This window comes from Achromobacter sp. 18P8.1.1 (genome assembly GCF_057799415.1).
On sequence record NZ_JBYOKH010000012.1, the window covers coordinates 15,040 to 33,842 of the forward strand.

Below are 18,803 nucleotides of genomic sequence, written 5' to 3' on the forward strand. Positions count from 1 at the left end.
AACGGCGGCCCCGCGTCCGCAATCAGTGTTTTCTTGAACCTTCAGCGCTAACTACGGAGAAGCAACATGGCTGCCGAATATGAAATCCTCATCGTTGAAAACCGCGAATACGTCCTCAACGAACGTCCGTCGGCCGCCGACGTATTGGTTCTGCAGAAGCAGAAGGAGATCCTGGGCAACCTGCGTCTGGACACCGTCATCAACAATCTGGACCTGTGCGTGGACATGTACCGGCTGGCTTATATCGGCGCCACCGCGGCCAACGCCGGCGTCGTCAAGTCCAAGGTCATCGACCTGCAAAGCGAATTCGGCAAGATATGCGTGCTGGCCAATGAAACGATGCTGACCCTCAAGGACAGTTGCCAGCAAACTTTGAAGCTGCTGGACGCAGCCTATGCCTACCTGATCCAGGGCAGCGACGGCGTGGCCCTGGCCAAATTGGCGCGCTGCGCGGATCAGGCCAAGAGAATGTCGGCGGCTGCGGCAAAATTGTCCGACCAGTTCCTGGACCTGCAAGGAAAATCCGCCGAGGCAAAAAGCGAAGCGGCGTTGGCCCACGCTTCCGAAGAAGAAAAGCGGCGTCACGCCCACCAGGAAATGGTGAAGCTGAACGCTGAACTGAAGGGTTGCGAAACCAGCATAGGGAACCTTGTCAAGGAACTCGAAAGCGTCAACGCTGACCAAGCGAAGGCCGAAAAGGAGTTGTCGGCCGACAAGAAGCGGGGCTTTGTCCTTGGCATCATTTCGCTGGTAAGCGGCGTGGCGGCGGCAGGCCTGCAGACGTATGCGCAGACACGCAATCCGCTGTCGGTGCTTGTTGCGCAGAATCAGACCGGCGCCCTGGACGCCGAACTCAAGCAGATAACCGAAAAATGGGAAGCAGCAAAGAAGGAAAAGGACGACGTCAACAAGAAGCTCAGGGATCTGACCCGCAAGCTGGATTGCGCCAAAGAGACCATCGCCTTGAGCCAGAAGGAAGTCGACGATCTGAAAGCGCAGCCGGACAGCGAGGCAGCACAAGAAGAGGACGGCGCCGCGAAGAAGATCAGCCGCGACAAATCCATTGCGGACAAGCAAGCGATCATTCAAGCCGAAACCAAGAACGTCGCGCAGTTTGAGGCCGACATCAAGGATCTGAAAGCGCAGTCGGCCGCGGCGGGTGAAACGTATGCCGCCCTGGGCGCCTCTGCGCGGAAGCTGGCGGAAGGCACCGACAACATGGCCAAACAGTCATTCAGCGCTGCGGACCAGTCTCAGTCAAAACTCGAAAAGATCATCGACATCAAGCGTCAGGTCAATCAAGAACGCAACGATCTTGAGATAAAGATGGGCGGGATGGTCGGGCAATTGGCAGCCACGCAGGTCGTCGGCGCCAATGCCGAGATCGCGGTCAAGGCGTTGCAGGTGGCGATGTTCGCCATCAGCCAAGTCATCGTGGCGCTGAATGATGCGGCCATGTTCTGGCGGCAGATTTCGACGGCGTGCGAGAACTTGCGCCAGGACAGCATGGACAAGCAGGTGATCGACCTGGAGTCGCTGTCCAAGGACGAACGTATCGCGGAATACAAATCGCAAGTCTTCATGCTGTCATACCTGGAGCACATCTGCTCCTGGGCCGCCCTGCACGAGATCGCGCATCAATACACCATCAGCGTCGAGCAGTCCCGCACGCTGAACAATCAGCACATCAGCCATTCGATCGATGATCCGGAGCAAGCTGCGAAGATCGTCTCGACGTTGGCCAAATCGATCAACGACAAAATCATGCTGCAGGCCACTCAAAGCCTGGCCGTGCTGGAAGCCTGACGATCGCCCCCACTCGAATCAATCTCTACTCCATTGACCAAGGACGACCCGCATGCCTCCCCCATACCAAACAGTACAGTTCGTCGGTCACAGTTTGTGCTCGGCGCCAAAGCAGGATGCGCAAGGCACCCTGACTTATTTGGGCAATGCCAACACCAACCAGGACTACGCCCTGCGATGCGACGTGGTGGACCAGGCGATCCAACAGGCGGTACGGCAGGACAGTATCGACAACAACCCCAGGTGCCTGAAGATCTACATGATGCCGGAGTTCTTTTTCCGCGGCGTGGACGGGGCCTATCCGGTAGACCGGACATCGGCAGTCGTGTTGAAACTGCAAGAGCTGGTCCGAAAGCCGGAATACAAGGACTGGCTCTTTGTGTTCGGCACCATCCTTTCTCAAAGCATCGACACCGGGGCTGACCGATACCAGGCGTATAACCACTGCCTTATCCAGAAGGGCGGCGCAACGCCAGCCCCGGAAGACGGCCATCTCGTCATCAAAGAGTTCAAGTCCACCATCGACTTCATCAAATGGCAAAGCCTTTCCGCCGGTAGGAACCTCTTTCCGCTGACGGACGAATGGACCGATCACCTGAGCCGGCTGCCGTCATCCATGGCCGGCATCCCCAGCAGCGAACGGCAGTTGCGCCACGACGACGGACACTGCATTTTTGTTCTGGACGGCCTGACGATCGGGGTCGAAATCTGCCTGGATCATTTGATGCAGAGAATCAAGAACTCCATGACGCCCCCTGCCCTGGACATCCAGCTGGTGACCTCGTGCGGCATGCAGTTGATCGACTCGGCGTTGAATCTGCGGGACGGCGGTTTGGCCTTTTGCACCGACGGTGCCGCGCAGGACGGCAACACACTTGCCGGGCTCCCGTACAAGACAGAGGTCAAAACCATCACGAACGGCCAGATCCAAGCCATGACCGCGACTCATGGCGGCCCGGTCCAGCGGGTGCCGCTGGCCATTCCCGCCGCGGCCGCGCTGTTCTGCGGCGGCGCAGGCAGCCTGGAAATCTACCCTGCCCTACCGCTTTAACCCCAAGCGCAGGCCAGGCAAGGCAGACGTCGGGCTGCGGCGTCCCCTACTCCGCTCTATCCCGCTGCCCGTCCAAGAAACTCCAGCACGGCCAGATAAGACCCTTCGTTGCCCGCCGCGTTCGCGGCGGGCGTGCCGCCCGCGTCGAGCAGCAACCCCGACATCGCATGGGGCTTGCTGATCAATGTGGCCGGCAAGTAGGGATAGTGCACGTGGTGCCCCGCCCCCATGCAGACATGGTGGAACGTGGGCAGGCCGTGCGACTGGCGCTGCCGCATCACGATTTCTGAATAAGCGGTGCTGGGCCAGAAGCCGTCGTCGGACGCGCTGACCAGCATGACCGGACCCGGATAGTTTTCAACCGGGATGCGCGCGCGTTCGAATGCGGCGCTGTCGCGGGTGGCGCTCAGGAACGCATGGGTCTGCCGGTATGGCGGTTCCGGCGCGTAGGCCGCTTCCCAATCCGCGCTGGCGTTGTCTTGCCACAGATGCGGCAACGGTTCGCCGCCCTGCGTCCAGACCTGCGCATTGCGCCCCGTTCCGGGCGCGCCGGCGCTGACCACGCCATGCGTGACGGGCGACGGCACATAGGCCACGACCGCACTGACCAGTTCCGGATAGTGCGAGGCCACCAGCAGCGAGGTCTCGCCGCCCCGGCTGATGCCGGACAACGCTACAAAGCCGTCGCGCGGCGCCAGTTCGGCGCGTGCCCACTGCAGCACATGCTGGAAATACTCCAGCGGCATGTCGTTCAGGTACTTGGGCCGCCCTTCGTAGTTGAAGATGGCCAGGGCCAGGCACTGGAACCCGCGGGCGGCGAAGAGCGCGGCGCGCGGCGCATTCACGCCGCCCGACGAACCGTTCATGTAGATCACCAGCGGATGCGGACCGGGCCCGGCCGGCGTATAGAGTTCGCCCGACACCGTCATGCCGCCGACCTGTTCGCGCACCGCGCGATGGGTCACGCCCTCTTCCAGGAATTCCTGCACCAGCCGCGCCGAGGCGATGTGGCTGCCGTCGGTCGCTTCGATCTGGATGACCAGGGGATCCGTGCGATCGGGCGGAAACACTACGCGGCTCATGTCTTCGCACACCATCGACCACACGATGCCCATCGCTGAGGGTTCGGCATAGCTGCCCGAGACGGGGCTGTCGCGCCCCAAGTCCAGGCTGCCGTCGTGGCCGGCCACGAAGACCGCTTGCGAGCGCCATGGGGCGCCACACATCTGCATGGTGGCGGTGACGGTGATGAAGGCGTAAGCCGGAAAGCCGTCGATGCGGATGTCGCGGGCGACGTCGATCAGCGCGAATTCGGGATTGACGGTGATGCGGGCTTGTTCAGTCACGGGATGTCCTTACGCTTTCAGATCGGTCTTGGGTACGCCGTTGGCCTTGATGACCTGGGCCCACATGGCGGATTCGTCGGCAATCACCTTGTCCAGATCGGCGGACGACGTGAACTCCACCGCCACGCCCTGTTCGGCGAACTGCTGCACCAGGCTGGGGTCCCGCGTGCCTTCGCGCACCGCGTTCTCCAGCACTTTCACCACCTCTGCCGGCATGGCGGCGGGGCCCGAGATCATCATGCGGGTGTAGAGCTCGAAGTCGTCCACGCCGGCCTCTTTCATGGTGGGCACGTCAGGCAGGCTGGACAGCCGCTTGTCGGCGGTCACCGCCAGCACCTGCAGCTTGCCCGACTTGATATTGGCCAGCGCGGAGGTGGGGAAGTCGAACGTGCTTTGCACCGTGCCGGCCATCAGGTCCAGCAGCGCGGGGCCGCTGCCCTTGTACGGCACGTCCTGGAACTGGGTGCCGGTCTTGGACTGGAAATGCAGCAGCGCCAGGTGGTTGATGACGCCGCGGCCGGCATGGGCGCAGGTGATGTCGCCCGGCTTCTTCTTGGCCAGCGCGATGAATTCCTGCACGTTCTTCACGCCCAGCGCGGGGTGCACGATCAACAGCATGGGCGACTTGCCCATCGACCCCAGTTGCTTGAAGTCCGACTGCTGGTACGGCAGGTTGTTGTACAGCAAGGGGTTCAGGATCATGCCGTTGGTGCCGGCGAACCCCAGCGTATAGCCATCCGGCTCGGCGCGCGCCACGGCCACCGTCGCGATGATGGCCTGACCGCCGGGGCGGTTTTCGACGACCACGTTCTGCTTGAGCGTCTTGCCCATGCGTTCGGCCAGCGCGCGGGCGGCGATGTCGGTCAGGCCGCCGGGCGCAAAGCCCACCAGCAGCCGCACGGGGCGCGTGGGGAACGTGCTCTGGGCCCAGACGGGACGGGACATCAGGGGCAGCGCGGCAAGCGCGCCCAGGGCGTGGCGGCGATTCATTCGCATACGGGTCTCCAGCAAGGAAACGGTATGTTGTATGCAATCTGATTCGTCCGCCATTTAGGGATATCCCGTGAGGGCCTCCCCCCAACAGCGGTCAAGCCCCGCCGTCAGGCCTTGGTCATCAGCTTCTTCCAGCCTTCCAGACCCAGCTTGTTCATCGTGTCGATGTTCTTTTCATAGATCTCGGCGGCGTCCGGGAAGGACTCCACGGCGCGGTCGATGCTGTCTTCGCGCAAGAGGTGCAGGATGGGGTACGGCGACCGGTTCGTGTAGTTCTCGATGTCGTCAGGTTGCGTATCGGCGAACTGGAACAACGGGTGGAAGGTAGCGACCTGAAGCTCGCCCACCAGGCGCATGCGCTTGAGCAAGCGGTCGGACAGTTCTTCGAAATCGTTGAAATCCAGGAAGTCGTCCAGCGCGTCCGGGATGATCAGCAGGGTCGTGTCGATCTTTTCGGGGTCGGCTTCGGCCAGCAGCGCCAGTTCGTCCTGCAGGTCGGTCAGCACGCCCTCGGCGTCGGTGGCGTCGCTGACGGCAAAGCGGATCTGGTCCTTGACCTGGACCGCTTTGGCGAACGGACAGAGGTTCAGGCCGATCACGGCCTTGGTCAGCCAATCGCGGGTTTCGGCAACCACGTTGGCGTAGGCGTCGGAAGTGGAAATCATCGGGTCAGTCCTGAAAAAAGAAAGAGCGCAAGGCCTGGCGGCCCGCGCTCTGTGGAGCGTGCGTGTACGTCAGGCAGCCGGCATGGCCGCCATGGTTTGGGCGACCGCTGCGGTCAGCTTCTTGCCGTAAGGCACGTGCAGGAATTCATTGGGACCGTGGGCGTTGGACTTGGGGCCCAACACGCCGCAGACCATGAACTGGGCCTTGGGGAAGCCCTTTTGCAGGATGCTCATCAGCGGAATCGTGCCGCCCTGGCCGATGTAACCGCAGGGTTGGCCGTAGTATTGCTGGGACGCGGCGTCCAGGGCCTGGGTCAGCCACGGCACGGATGCCGGCGCGTTCCAGCCGGTGGCGGCGCCTTCGTTGGCCTTGAAGATGACCTTGGCGTTGTAGGGCGCGTCGGCTTCCAGCAATTCCTTGATCTCTTGCGAGGCGGCCACGGCGTCCACCAACGGCGGCAGGCGCAGCGACAGCTTGAACGCGGTGCGCGGGCGCAGCACGTTGCCGGCGCTGGACAGCGGCGGCAGGCCTTCGGCGCCGGTCACCGACAGGGTCGGACGCCAGGTGCGGTTCAGCAGGGCCTGTTCGGGTTCGGTCGTCATCGGCAGCACGAAGCCGCCTTCAGCGCCGCAGCTCCAGGGGAAACGGCGCCAGACTTCGTCGCCCAGGATGCGCGCGGTGGCGGACACCTGTTCAATGCGTTCGGCGGGAATCTCGCAGTGCAGGCTTTGCGGCAACAGGCGGCCGGTGCCGCTGTCTTCCAGGCGGTCCAGCAGATGGCGCAGGATGCGGAACGACGACGGCACGACGCCGCTGGAGTCGCCCGAGTGCACGCCTTCGTCCAGCACCTGGACTTCCAGCGTGCCCGACACCATGCCGCGCAGCGACGTGGTCATCCACAGTTGGTCGTAGTTGCCGGCGCCCGAATCCAGGCACACCACCAGGGCCACGTTGCCCAGGCGGTCGCGCAGCGCATCCACGTAAGGCAGCAGGTCATAGCTGCCGGATTCTTCACAGGTCTCGACGATGCCCACGCAGCGCGGACGCGGAATGCCCTGCTTGTCCAGCGCCATGATGGCGGTCAGCGAGGCATACACGGCGTAGCCGTCATCCGCGCCGCCGCGGCCGTACAGCTTGCCGTCTTCGTATTTGGGCGTCCACGGGCCCAGGCCCGCGCGCCAGCCCGAAAATTCCGGCTGCTTGTCCAGGTGACCGTACAGCAGCACGGTGTCGCCGTTGTCGCTGCGGGTGGCGGGCGCGTCGAAAAAGATGACGGGCGTGCGGCCCGGCAGGCGCACCACTTCCAGCTTCAGGCCCGACACCTTCTGCGCTTCGACCCATTGCGCCGCATCGCGCACCACGCGCTCGATGAACGCGTTCTTTTCCCAGTCGGCATCAAACGCCGGGCTCTTGGCGGGCACGGCGATGTAGTCGGTCAGCGCGGGGATGATCTCGTTATCCCATTTGTCGTCGACAAATTCCTGGAGGGCCTTGGGGTCCAGGGTGGGCGGCAGTGCGTCTTCGGGGATACGTGCGTTCATGGCGCGGGATCCTGTGTGTGCGGGAAAGGGTAATTTTCTATTTTATGCCTGAGCGCGCCCGGCGGCATCTTTTGTCCCCGTTTGATCGCTCAAAGCGCCAAAACGGTGTCGTCATCTGGCCGCGTAGGCTTCGATCCGGCTCCATACCTGGCGGGCCAGCGGCTTGGCGTTGTCGACCGACTGGTACAGCCGGATCTCCATATGGATATCGTTGCGGGCGCTGTCGGCGCGCACCAGCGTGCCGGCCCGCAGGTCGGCTTCGATCAGCGTATGCGGCAACCAGGCCAGGCCAAAACCCTGGCGCGCCATCGCGTGCAAGGCATCGGCCAGATCGGATTCATACATGGTCTGCAGCTGCGGCACCACGCAAAGCCCGCGCAGGCGGTCATGCAGGATGCGGCCCAGCGACATGCTGTCCGCGTAGGCCAGGAACGGCACGGCGGGGTCCGAGGCCAGCTTGGGCACCGCGTGGCGCGGATGGCGCCCGCCCGGGCTGACGGGCGCGCTGACGGCCACCAGCTTGTCGGCGCCGACGCGCCGGCACCGGTAGCCGGGGTTGTCGATCTTGGCGTAGAGCGGCTCGTGCGCATGGCACAGCAGGAAATCCACCTCGCCGTCCGCCAGCATGTCCACCCCGTAGTTCAACGTGGTGGTGGTGACTTTCAGCTGGAACGCCGGCATGCCCTGCTGCACGCTGGCCATCACGCCCGGCAGCACGGAATGCGCCAGCGTCTTGCCCGAGGCGATGGTGATCTTGCGGTTGCGCTCCTGCTCGGGCTTTTGCAACGCCTGGCGCGTGTCGCGCAGGATGTCCAGCACGTCGATGGCCGCAGCCAGCATGCTGCGCCCCGCCGGGTTGAGGGTGGTGGCCTGATGGCCGCGCTCAACCAGCGGCACGCCCGCCCATTCCTCAAGCGCCTTGATGCGGCGCCCGAACGCCGGATGCGTCACGCTGCGCGCCTCGGCCGCCTGGAACATGTTGCGCGACTTCGATAAGGCGACGAAGTCTTCCAGCCATTTGATGTCCATATCACTCTCAAGAACTGCCTGCGGGTTCGTGCGCCCTTTCCCCGCCGGGCCGCCCCAAGGGGAAAGCGCCCCCTCGGGGGGCAGCAAGCGCACGAAGTGCGTGCAGCGTGGGGGCAACATCTGTGCCGAATCGGCACATGGGTGGCTCATTTTGCACAACCCAGATACATCTGGCAACTAACATCGCGGCGTCCATTCCTTGGAAACGCCGATGTCCGACTCCCCTGTCCTGCTCAAATCCATCCGCAGCCATTTCCTGGGCGGCGTCGAAGCCGTGGCCGGCGGCGTGCCGATGCTGCAGAAAAAAGTGGTGGACAACGCGTCGGCCCGCTTGATCGACATGAACGGCGGCTACAGCGTCGGCCAGCTTTACGTGCAGGAATACCGGCTGGCCAAGCCGCTGCATCCCTACCCCGTGTTGCTTTGGCACGGCGGCGGCATGACGGGCGCGCAATGGGAGAGCACGCCCGACGGCCGCGAAGGCTGGCTCTGGCGCCTGCTGCAGGCGGGCTACGACGTGTTCGTATCCGACGCGCCCGAACGCGGCCGCGCGTCCTGGGCGATGTATCCGCAGGTCTACGACAGCGCGCCGATCTTCCGGTCCAAGGAAGAAGCCTGGCGCCTGTTCCGCATCGGCCCGGCCTCGGGCTATGCGCCCGCCGGGCAACCGCGCCACGCCTATCCGGCGCAGCAGTTCCCCATCGACGCTTTCGACACTTTCGCCAAGCAGTTCGTGCCGCGTTGGCTGACGCATGGCGACATGGCGCTGGACGCGTACCGGCAATTGCTGGAACTGGCTGGCCCCTGCATCGTCTTCGGCCATAGCCAGGGCGGCGGCTTCGCCACGCTGCTGGCCCATGAATACGCCGCCACCATTCGCGCCGTCGTCGCGCTGGAACCCACCGGCACCCCGGCCGCCGTGCCCTGGCAGTTGCCTCCGCACTTGCTGGTGTGGGGCGATCACTTTCAGGCGGACGAGACCTGGCTGCGCTACCGCGCCCAGACGGACGCCTATTGGCGGGCCCTGCGTGCCGCCGGCGTCCGCGCCGAAACGCTGGACTTGCCTTCCGCCGGCATCGCCGGCAATTCCCATTTCTGCATGCTGGACCGCAATAGCGACCAGATAGCCGGATTGATCGTCGATTGGCTCGACCGCAGCCTCGACTAACCTTCGCCTGGAGACACAGATGAACTTCAAGAAATCCACCATCGCCCTGGCGCTGCTGACCGGCGCCACGCTGGCCGCCGGCGCCGCTTCGGCGCAACAGGCCACCGACTACCCCTCCAAGCCCCTGCGCCTGATCGTGCCGTTCGCCCCCGGCGGCACCGCCGACATCATCGGCCGCGTCTTCGCCGCGCAACTGGGCACCGAACTGGGCGCCACCGTGGTCGTGGAAAACAAGGCGGGTGCCGGCGGCTCGATCGGCACGCGCTACGTCGCCGATGCCGCCCCCGACGGCTACATCTTGCTGCTGGCCTCCTCCAGCACCCACGGCACCAACCCCGCCGTGTACAAGTCGCTGACCTATGACGCCGTGCAGGACTTCACCGCGATCACGCAACTGGTGACCGTGCCGGGCGTGCTGAGCGTGACGAAGGACTTCCCGGCGGCCGACTTGAACGCGCTGATCGCCACCTCCAAGGCAAACCCGGACCGCTACACCTACGCCTCGTCGGGCGCGGGCGGCCTGGGCAACCTGGCCATGGAGCTGATGAAGTCGATGACGGGCGCCAAGCTCATGCACATCGCCTACCGCGGCGCAGGCCCGGCGTTCACCGACGTGATCAGCGGCCAGGTCTCGATGATCTGGGAACCGGTGCCGGCATCGCTGCCCTACATCAAGGGCGGCCAGATTCGTCCGATCGCCATCGCCGCCGATACGCGTTCGCCGGAACTGCCCGACACGCCGACCTTCAAGGAAGCCGGTCTGCCGCGTTATGAAGCCAATGCCTGGAACGGCCTGCTGGCGCCCAAGGGCCTGCCGGAAGACGTGAAGAAGAAGCTGCACGACGCTTCGGTGAAGGCGCTGAACACGCCGGAAGTGAAGGCCAAGATGGCCAGCCTGGGCGGCACGGTCGTGGCCGGCACGTCGGATGAATTCCAACAGGTCATCGCCAGCGACGTGAAGAAGTGGAAGAACGTGGCGGCCGACGCCAAGATCCAGCTGGATCAATAATCGTCTCGGTACCGCACTAATGAGAAATGCCCCGCAAGGGGCATTTCTCATTGCATGGCTGGAGCCAGGACTGCCGCGACGAACGCCATCGGCGCCATTAGCGGCATCGCCCCCATCAGGCGCCCAGCAGCGCCGGCTCCGCACCGCGGCCCAACGCGGGCGCTTCCTCGTCGATCACCCGGCCGCCGGCTTGCAGCTTGAACACCGCAACCGCTTCGCGCAGGCGTTGCGCCTGGGTTTCCAGCGACGCGGCGGACGCCGCCGCTTCTTCGACCAGCGCCGCGTTCTGCTGCGTCACGCTGTCCATCTGCGACACTGCCTGGTTCACCTGCTGGATGCCTTGCGACTGTTCTTCGGACGCGCTGGAGATCTCGTTGATGATGTCCGTCACGCGGCGCACCGACACCACGATCTCTTGCATGGTGGCGCCGGCGGCTTCCACCTGGTCCGACCCGATCGACACCTTCTGCACCGACTCGTCGATCAAGCCCTTGATTTCCTTGGCCGCCTGGCCGCTGCGCTGCGCCAGCGCGCGCACTTCGCTGGCCACCACCGCAAAGCCCTTGCCCTGCTCGCCCGCGCGCGCCGCTTCCACGGCCGCGTTCAACGCCAGGATGTTGGTCTGGAAGGCGATGCCGTCGATCACGCCGACGATGTCGGCGATGCGCTTGGAGCTATCGGCGATGCCGCGCATGGTGCCCACCACGTCGCCCACGGCCTTGCCGCCGCGAGTGGCCACTTCAGAGGCCGCCGTCGCCAACTGCGAGGCGCTGCGCGAACTGTCGGCGTTGTTCTTCACGGTGGACGACAATTCGTCCATGCTGGCCGCGGTTTCCTCCAGAGAGGCCGCCTGCTGCTCGGTGCGGGAAGACAGGTCGATGTTGCCGGCCGCGATCTCGCGCGAACCGGTGTGGATCTCTTCCACGCCCAGGCGCACGGCGGACACAGTACGGGCCAGGCTGTCCTGCATGCGCTTGACCGCGGCGTACAGCACGCCGATCTCGTTGTCGCCGCGCTGCTCGATGCGGTTACTGAGGTCGCCGCTGGCGATGCGGTCGAACAGGCGGCCGGCGTCGTGCAGCGGACGGAACACCGACCGCGCGAAGACCACGTACAGGCTTACCACCAGCACGGCCACCACGGCCAGCAGACAGACCAGCAGCACGATCGCGCCGTTGATGCGCGCAGATGTGTCGCGCGCCACGCGCTGACCCACATCGTCCGCATAGTCCACGTACTTCTGGATAGCCTGCGTGAAGGCGATGCCCAGCGGGGTGACCTTTTCCAGGTTCAGCCGGCTGGCGTCCTGCGGTTTGCCGGCGCGGATGGCGGCCACCATCGGCGCGATCGCGTCGCGCTGATAGACGTCGTAGGCGGCCAGTGCGGCGTCGAACAAGGGCTTGCCCTCGGCGGACGTCTCAGGCTGCTTGCGGGCGCTGTCGATCAGGTCGGACGCCTTCTTGGTATAGCCGTCCAGCCGCTGCATGCTGGCCAGCGTGTCGATGCTCTTGCCTTCCAGCAGCGCGCTCTGCGCCGCCAACAGGACCAGGCGCGCACGCAGCAATTCAGCGCCTGCGCCGTCCACGGCGTTGGCACGGACCAGGTTGGTGTCCAGCAGCAATTCAATCGAAGTGCGGTTGGACGTCAATTGCTGATACACGGCTGCGCCGGTTACCAGGAAAAGCGCGAAAAAGACGCCCAAGGCGGACGTCAGGATTGCGCGGATACTTAAATTCTTGAACATGAAAGGCCACTCCGGGGTTGCGTAACGCTCATCCGGTTAACGGCCCAATGCAATGAAAAGTTAAATATCTCATTGGGTTACATGCAAAACGCGGCTTCTGCGCCCTGCCCTGGACGAAAAAAACGGGCCGCAGGGCCCGTTTTGTTCCTGTGCCCGACGTGCGGGCCTGGCGTTGCTTGTCCGGCCTTACTTCAGCCAAACGCGCGCGTTGCGGAAGATGCGCATCCACGGGCTGTACGTGCCGCCCTGGTCCGCATTGCCCCATTTTTCGGGCGCCCACGACATCATGACGTTGCGCGTCACGCGTTCCGGGTGCGGCATCATGACCGTGAAGCGGCCATCGGCCGTGGTGACGGAAGTCAGGCCGCCCGGGCTGCCGTTCGGGTTGAACGGGTAGGCTTCGGTGGCTTGCCCACGGTTGTCGATGTAGCGTGCGGCGGTCAGCACACGGCTGGCGTCGCCCTGCTGCGAGAAGTCGGCAAAACCTTCGCCGTGCGCCACGGCGACCGGGATGCGGGCGCCTTCCATACCGTTGAAGAAGATGGACGGCGACTTGGCCAGTTCCACCATCGACAGGCGGGCTTCGTACTTTTCCGACTGGTTGCGCGTGAAGCGCGGCCAGTGTTCGGCGCCCGGGATCATCGGCGCCAACGCGGCCATCATCTGGCAGCCGTTGCACACACCCAGCGCGAACGTATCCGGACGCGCGAAGTACGCGGCGAACTGGTCCGACAGCTTGCTGTTGAAGCGGATGGTGCGCGCCCAACCTTCGCCAGCGCCCAGCACGTCGCCGTAGCTGAAACCGCCCACCGCCACCAGGCCCTGCATCTGCGCCAGGTCCACGCGGCCGGCCAACAGGTCGGTCATGTGGACGTCAATGGCTTCGAAGCCCGAGGTGTCGAACGCCCAGGCCATTTCGACCTGGCTGTTGCAGCCCTGCTCGCGCAGGATGGCCACGCGCGGACGCTTGCCGGTGTTGATGAACGGCGCGGCGATGTTCTCTTGCGGGTCGAAGGACACATTCGGGCTCATGCCCGGGTCGGTCGTGTCGTTCCAGACGTCCAGTTCAGCCTGGGCGCACGCGGGGTTGTCGCGGCGCGCCATGATGCGGTAGGACACTTCGCTCCAGGCGCGGCCCAGTTCGGTGCGCGGCTGGCCCCAGACCTTCTTGCCGTCGCGGTAGAACTCCACTTCGTCGGCGCCGTTCAGGCCGCCGATGACGTGCGAGTGGGCCGACAGGCCCGCGCCGCGCAGCACTTGCATGACGGCGTCGCGCTGCGATGCCGGCACCTGGATCACGGCGCCCGCCTCTTCCGAGAACAGGGCCTTGAGCGTCAGTTCTTCGCGCTGCACCTTCACCTGATCCGGGCGGATCTTGTAGTCGCCCCAATCCGCCGATTGCGGATCGAAAGTCAGCATGTCCAGGTTCACCGAGATACCGGTGCGGCCGGCGAAGGCCATTTCGGTCAGGGTGGCGAACAGGCCGCCGTCGGAACGGTCGTGGTAAGCCAGGATGGTGCCGGCTTCGGCCAAGGTGCGGATGGTGATGAAGAAGGCGCGCAGGTCTTGCGGCGAATCGATGTCCGGCACGGTCTCGCCGACCTGGTTGTAGGTCTGCGCCAGGATCGAGCCACCCATGCGGTGACGGCCACGGCCCAGGTCGATCAGGATCAGCACGCTGTCGCCCGCGTCGGTACGCAGCTGCGGGGTCAGGCTGGCGCGCACGTCGGCCACCGGCGCGAACGCCGTGACGACCAGCGACACCGGCGCCACGACCTGGCGCTGCTCGCCGTCCTGTTCCCAGGACGTCTTCATGGACAGGGAATCCTTGCCCACCGGAATGGACAGGCCGGTGGCCTGGCACAGTTCGCTGACGGCGGACACGGTGTCGTACAGCGCGGCGTCCTGGCCTTCCACGCCGCAAGCGGCCATCCAGTTGGCCGACAGCTTGATGTCTTCCAAGCGCGCCACGTCGGCGGCGGCCAGGTTGGTCAGGGCTTCGGCCACGGCCATGCGGCCCGAGGCCGGGGCGTCCAGCATGGCGATGGGGGTACGTTCGCCCATCGACATGGCTTCGCCGCGGAAGCCTTCGTAATCCGCCAGCGTCACGGCGCAGTCCGCCACCGGCACCTGCCAGGGGCCGACCATCTGGTCGCGGCTGGACAGGCCGCCAACGGTGCGGTCACCGATGGTGATCAGGAAGGACTTGTTGGCCACAGTGGGGTGGCGCAGCACGCGGTAGGCGGCTTCAGTCAGGTCGATGCCGGCCAGGTCCAGCGGCGCGGACACGCCGGGCAGACGGCGCACGTCGCGCGTCATGCGCGGCGGCTTGCCCAGGATCACGTCGATCGGCACGTCCACGGGGCGCACTTCGGCGTCGCCTTGCGGGCGGATGGTGTCCAGGCCCGGCAGGCCCTCGCCGTCCACCACGCGCAGTTGGCGCTCTTCGGTAGCCACGCCCACGACCGCGTACGGGCAGCGTTCGCGGCGGGCGATGGCGTCAAAGCGTTCCAGGTCCTTCGGCAGGATCGACAGGACATAACGTTCCTGCGATTCATTGCTCCAGATTTCTGCGGGCGACAGGCCCGACTCTTCCAGCGGCACGCGCTTCAGGTCGAAAATGGCGCCACGGCCGGCGTCGTTGACCAGTTCCGGGAAGGCGTTGGACAAACCGCCCGCGCCCACGTCGTGGATGGCGATGATGGGGTTGTTCTCGGCCTGCTGCCAGCAGCGGTCGATAACTTCCTGCGCACGGCGCTCGATTTCCGGGTTGCCGCGTTGGACGGAATCGAAGTCCAGCTCGGCAGAATTGCTGCCCATGCTGATACTGGAGGCGGCGCCGCCGCCCATGCCGATACGGAAGCCCGGGCCGCCCAGCTGGATCAGCAGCGCGCCGGGGGGAATCACGTCCTTGTGGGTCAGGCCCGCGTCGATGCTGCCCAGGCCGCCCGCGATCATGATGGGCTTGTGATAGCCCCAGCGCGTGCCGCCAGCGGTCTGCTCGAACGAGCGGAAGTAGCCAAGCAGGTTGGGCCGACCGAATTCGTTGTTGAACGCCGCGCCGCCGATGGGGCCGTCGATCATGATGGACAGCGGCGAAGCGATGCGTTCGGGCAGGCCGTGGTGATCGGCTTCCCAGGGTTGCAGCGCGTCGTCGAAGCGCAGGTGCGACACGGTGAAACCAGTCAGGCCGGCCTTGGGCTTGGAGCCGCGGCCGGTGGCGCCTTCGTCGCGGATTTCGCCGCCCGCGCCCGTCGAGGCGCCGGGGAACGGCGCGATCGCGGTCGGGTGGTTGTGCGTCTCTACCTTCATCAAGGTATGCACGGTGGTGTCGCGGCGGATGTACTTGGCGCCGTCGGCGCCCTCGCCGGTGACACCAGGCACGCCGGCCTGGAAGCGCTGCGCGGGGCCGCCTTCCATGATGGCGGCGTTGTCCGAATAGGCGACGACCGTGCCTTCCGGCTGCGCCTTGTGCGTGGCGCGGATCATGCCGAACAGCGTGTTGGGCTGTTCCTGGCCGTCAATCACCCATTCGGCGTTGAAGATCTTGTGGCGGCAGTGTTCGCTGTTGGCCTGCGCGAACATCATCAGTTCGACGTCGGTGGGGTCGCGCCCCAGGTCGGTGAACGACTTGGCCAGGTATTCGATTTCGTCTTCCGACAGGGCCAGGCCCAGCGAGACGTTCGCTTCGGCCAAAGCCTGCACGCCGTTAGCCTGGACGCCCACGGTGCGCATCGGCTTGCCGGCCAGCGTCTGGAACAGCGCCTGGCCGTCGAAATTGGCGTCGACCACGGTTTCGGTCATGCGGTCGTGCAAGCAGTCGGCCGCGCGCGCCAGCATGGCGTCGTCAAACGACTTGGTGCCCAGCAGGCCGCGTTCCGGGGTGATCACGTAGCGCACGCCGCGTTCGATGCGGTGCACCGACGCCAGGCCACAGTTGTGGGCGATGTCGGTGGCCTTGCTGGCCCACGGGGAAATGGTGCCCAGGCGCGGAATGACCAGCAGGGACAGGCTCTTGGCCGGCACGTCGGCCGTGCTGGGCGTGCCGTAATCCAGCAGTTGGGTCAGGTGTTGCTGCTGTTCGGCCGTCAAGGCGGCGTCGGTGCTGACGAAGTGCTCGTAACGGGCGGAGATGTCGGCCACCGGCAGGCCGGCTTCCTTCAGTTGCGCAAGAAGGCGATCACGACGAAAGGAGGACAGGACGGAGGAACCAGGCAGATGCTGAACTAGGGACACGATGCGGGCGCCGTATAAGGATGGGTGCAAAAAGTGATTTTACCTGTTTAGGGGGTTTTCCCGGAGCGCTTGTTCAAGAAGGGTCCCAAGCCCGGGTTTTATCGCGTGTTACAAAAGAATTCCGGACGCCGCGCACTGGAATGGTGCGAAGCAATATTCCAGTAAAGCCCCGACGCGAACGTGGTTTATCCCTGCCCCGCCGCTTCCTGCAAGGGCTGCTCTGGTGCAATGCAGCATGTTGTTGCCGCCCCGCACCACGGGAAAACACGAACTATCGCGTCTGCGGGGCAACGGTAGGATGCAGCGACTTATTCATAGAACGCGCGTCAAGCGCCGAAGCCGTCGCCTCACCCCATGTCCCGCCCCGAAGCCCCCGCCGAGCCTGTCGAACCGATCATCCCCGTTGAAGCAGATCCCGCCGTAAAGGTGCCGCTGGCCATCGAAGACTGGCTGGCCGTGATCTTGCTGGCCACGCTGGCGCTGATTACCTTCACGAACGTGCTGGTGCGTTATTTCACCGACCAGTCTTTCGCCTGGACGGAAGAGATATCGGTGTTCCTGCTGATCGTGCTGACGATGGCGGGCGGCAGCGTGGCCTTCGTGCGCAACCACCATATCCGTATCGAGATCCTGGCGGACAACGGCTCGCCGCGCCGCCAGCGCATCATGGCGTTGATCGCCAACAGCTGCGTGCTGGCGTTCTTCGTGCTGCTGACCGTGCTGTCGGTGAAGCTCGTGTCGGACGAATTCATTTATGAAGAGACCTCCCCCGCGATCGGCGTGCCGACCTGGTGGTATTCCATCTGGCTGCCCGTGATGGCCGCGGCGATCTCGCTGCGCACCCTCGGCATCCTCCGCCGCATCGCGCGTGGCGCCGGGACCGACGCCAAATGATCGCCACTATCCTCTTCATCGTCTTCATCGTCCTGATGCTGATCGGCGTGCCGGTCGGCGTGGCGCTGGGTATCGGCGGCACCGTCGCTATCGTGCTGTCCAACCTGGACACGCCCTGGTATGGCCTGTTGACCGTGCCGCAGAACTTCTACGCCGGCCTGGCCAAGTACCCGCTGCTGGCGATCCCCATGTTCGTGCTGGTCGGCTCTATTTTCGACCGGTCGGGCGTGGCCAAGCGGCTGGTGGACTTTGCCATCGCCATCGTGGGCCGCGGCCCCGGCATGCTGCCGCTGGTGTCCATTGCGGTCGCCATGTTCCTGGGCGGCATCTCGGGGTCCGGACCGGCGTGCGCGGCGGCCGTGGGCGCCGTGATGATCACCGCCATGTCGCGCGCGGGCTATCCGGGCTCGTTTTCGGCCTCGATCGTGGCGGCAGGCGCCGCCACCGACATCCTGATTCCGCCGTCGGTCGCCTTCATCATCTATTCGGTACTGGTGCCGGGCGCTTCGGTGCCCGCGCTGTTCGCCGCCGGCATGATCCCGGGCATCCTGGCCGGCCTGGCCCTGATCGTTCCGGCCGTCTGGCTGTCGCGCAAGTACAAGATGGGCGCGCTGGAATCCCACCTGCCGCGCCCCCCCTTCTGGGCCAGCCTGCGCGAAGCGTCGTGGGGCCTGGCTGCCCCGGTGCTGATCCTGGGCGGCATGCGCATGGGCTGGTTCACGCCCACCGAAGCCGCGGTCGTCGCCGTCTTCTACGGCTTGTTCGTGGGCGGCTTCATTCACCGCACCATCAAGTTCCGCGACCTGTACACCATCCTGCGCGAAGCCGCTGAGCTGTCCGCCGTGATCATGCTGGTGGTGACGCTGGCGGGCATCTTCGCCTGGGCCCTGTCCACCCTGAGCGTGATCGACCCGATCACCCACGCCATCGTCAATTCCGGGCTGGGCGAATGGGGCGTGCTGTCGCTGTTGATCCTGCTGCTGATGACGGTGGGCATGTTCCTGGACGGAATCTCGATCTTCCTGATTTTCGTGCCGCTGCTGATGCCGATCGCCAATGCCTACGGCTGGGATCCGGTGTGGTTCGGCGTGATCCTGACGTTGAAGGTGGCGCTGGGCCAGTTCACCCCGCCGCTCGCCGTGAACCTGATGGTGTCGTGCCGTATTGCGCGCGTGCCGATGGAATCCACGGTGCGCTGGGTGGTGTGGCTGCTGGGCGCCATGTTCCTGGTGCTGGTGGCGGTGCTGGTGTTCCCGCAACTGGCGCTGTGGCTGCCGCATAAGTTGGGCTATTGAAGCTGGGCTATTGAAGCTGGGTTAT

Annotated in this window: 13 protein-coding genes; 6 read left to right on the forward strand and 7 right to left on the reverse strand. The window is 65.0% G+C overall.

Annotation, left to right across the window (positions count from 1 at the left end):
* The first annotated feature begins 66 nt into the window (after positions 1–66).
* Positions 67–1,806, forward strand: coding sequence for a hypothetical protein (locus AC27VE_RS10205; RefSeq protein WP_488703766.1), 1,740 nt, complete (start codon positions 67–69; stop codon positions 1,804–1,806).
* A gap of 52 nt (positions 1,807–1,858) precedes the next feature.
* Positions 1,859–2,857 carry a hypothetical protein gene (locus AC27VE_RS10210; RefSeq protein WP_488703767.1) on the forward strand — a complete coding sequence of 333 codons (999 nt, stop codon included), beginning with the start codon at positions 1,859–1,861 and terminating at the stop codon, positions 2,855–2,857.
* A gap of 56 nt (positions 2,858–2,913) precedes the next feature.
* Here the strand turns inward: AC27VE_RS10210 and AC27VE_RS10215 are convergent, their stop codons facing one another.
* The 5 genes from AC27VE_RS10215 to AC27VE_RS10235 form a co-directional block, all read right to left on the reverse strand.
* Positions 2,914–4,203 carry an acyl-CoA thioester hydrolase/BAAT C-terminal domain-containing protein gene (locus AC27VE_RS10215; protein WP_488703768.1) on the reverse strand — a complete coding sequence of 430 codons (1,290 nt, stop codon included), beginning with the start codon at positions 4,201–4,203 and terminating at the stop codon, positions 2,914–2,916.
* A gap of 9 nt (positions 4,204–4,212) precedes the next feature.
* A complete protein-coding gene (locus AC27VE_RS10220) occupies positions 4,213–5,199 on the reverse strand; it encodes a Bug family tripartite tricarboxylate transporter substrate binding protein (RefSeq protein ID WP_488703769.1) in 987 nt (328 codons plus the stop codon).
* Between the two features lie 104 nt (positions 5,200–5,303).
* Positions 5,304–5,861 carry a DUF1415 family protein gene (locus tag AC27VE_RS10225; RefSeq protein ID WP_315846301.1) on the reverse strand — a complete coding sequence of 186 codons (558 nt, stop codon included), beginning with the start codon at positions 5,859–5,861 and terminating at the stop codon, positions 5,304–5,306.
* Positions 5,862–5,930: 69 nt separating this feature from the next.
* The gene (locus AC27VE_RS10230; RefSeq protein ID WP_006225213.1) at positions 5,931–7,403 is read right to left on the reverse strand and encodes a M20 family metallopeptidase; all 1,473 of its coding nucleotides are present in this window, start codon (positions 7,401–7,403) and stop codon (positions 5,931–5,933) included.
* 111 nt (positions 7,404–7,514) lie between these two features.
* On the reverse strand, positions 7,515–8,432 hold the full coding sequence (locus AC27VE_RS10235; protein WP_488703770.1) for a LysR family transcriptional regulator: 918 nt from the start codon (positions 8,430–8,432) through the stop codon (positions 7,515–7,517).
* Between the two features lie 211 nt (positions 8,433–8,643).
* Between AC27VE_RS10235 and AC27VE_RS10240 the strand changes: the two genes are divergently transcribed.
* Positions 8,644–9,600 (forward strand): alpha/beta hydrolase, encoded by a 957-nt coding sequence (locus tag AC27VE_RS10240; protein ID WP_006225215.1) that lies wholly within the window; start codon positions 8,644–8,646, stop codon positions 9,598–9,600.
* Positions 9,601–9,619: 19 nt separating this feature from the next.
* Positions 9,620–10,609, forward strand: coding sequence for a Bug family tripartite tricarboxylate transporter substrate binding protein (locus tag AC27VE_RS10245; RefSeq protein WP_006225216.1), 990 nt, complete (start codon positions 9,620–9,622; stop codon positions 10,607–10,609).
* A gap of 115 nt (positions 10,610–10,724) precedes the next feature.
* On the opposite strand, the gene AC27VE_RS10250 is transcribed toward AC27VE_RS10245, so the two are convergent.
* The gene (locus AC27VE_RS10250) at positions 10,725–12,353 is read right to left on the reverse strand and encodes a methyl-accepting chemotaxis protein (RefSeq protein WP_315139237.1); all 1,629 of its coding nucleotides are present in this window, start codon (positions 12,351–12,353) and stop codon (positions 10,725–10,727) included.
* A 186-nt stretch (positions 12,354–12,539) separates the two neighbouring features.
* A complete protein-coding gene (purL, locus tag AC27VE_RS10255; RefSeq protein ID WP_488703771.1) occupies positions 12,540–16,589 on the reverse strand; it encodes a phosphoribosylformylglycinamidine synthase in 4,050 nt (1,349 codons plus the stop codon).
* Positions 16,590–16,943: 354 nt separating this feature from the next.
* Between purL and AC27VE_RS10260 the strand changes: the two genes are divergently transcribed.
* Positions 16,944–17,483: a TRAP transporter small permease gene (locus tag AC27VE_RS10260; protein ID WP_488703772.1), complete on the forward strand. Its 540-nt coding sequence runs from the start codon at positions 16,944–16,946 to the stop codon at positions 17,481–17,483.
* Entirely contained in the window at positions 17,480–18,778 is a 1,299-nt protein-coding gene (locus tag AC27VE_RS10265; protein WP_280028184.1) for a TRAP transporter large permease, read from the forward strand. Before AC27VE_RS10260 ends, AC27VE_RS10265 begins: the two co-directional genes overlap by 4 nt.
* Positions 18,779–18,803: the final 25 nt, after the last annotated feature.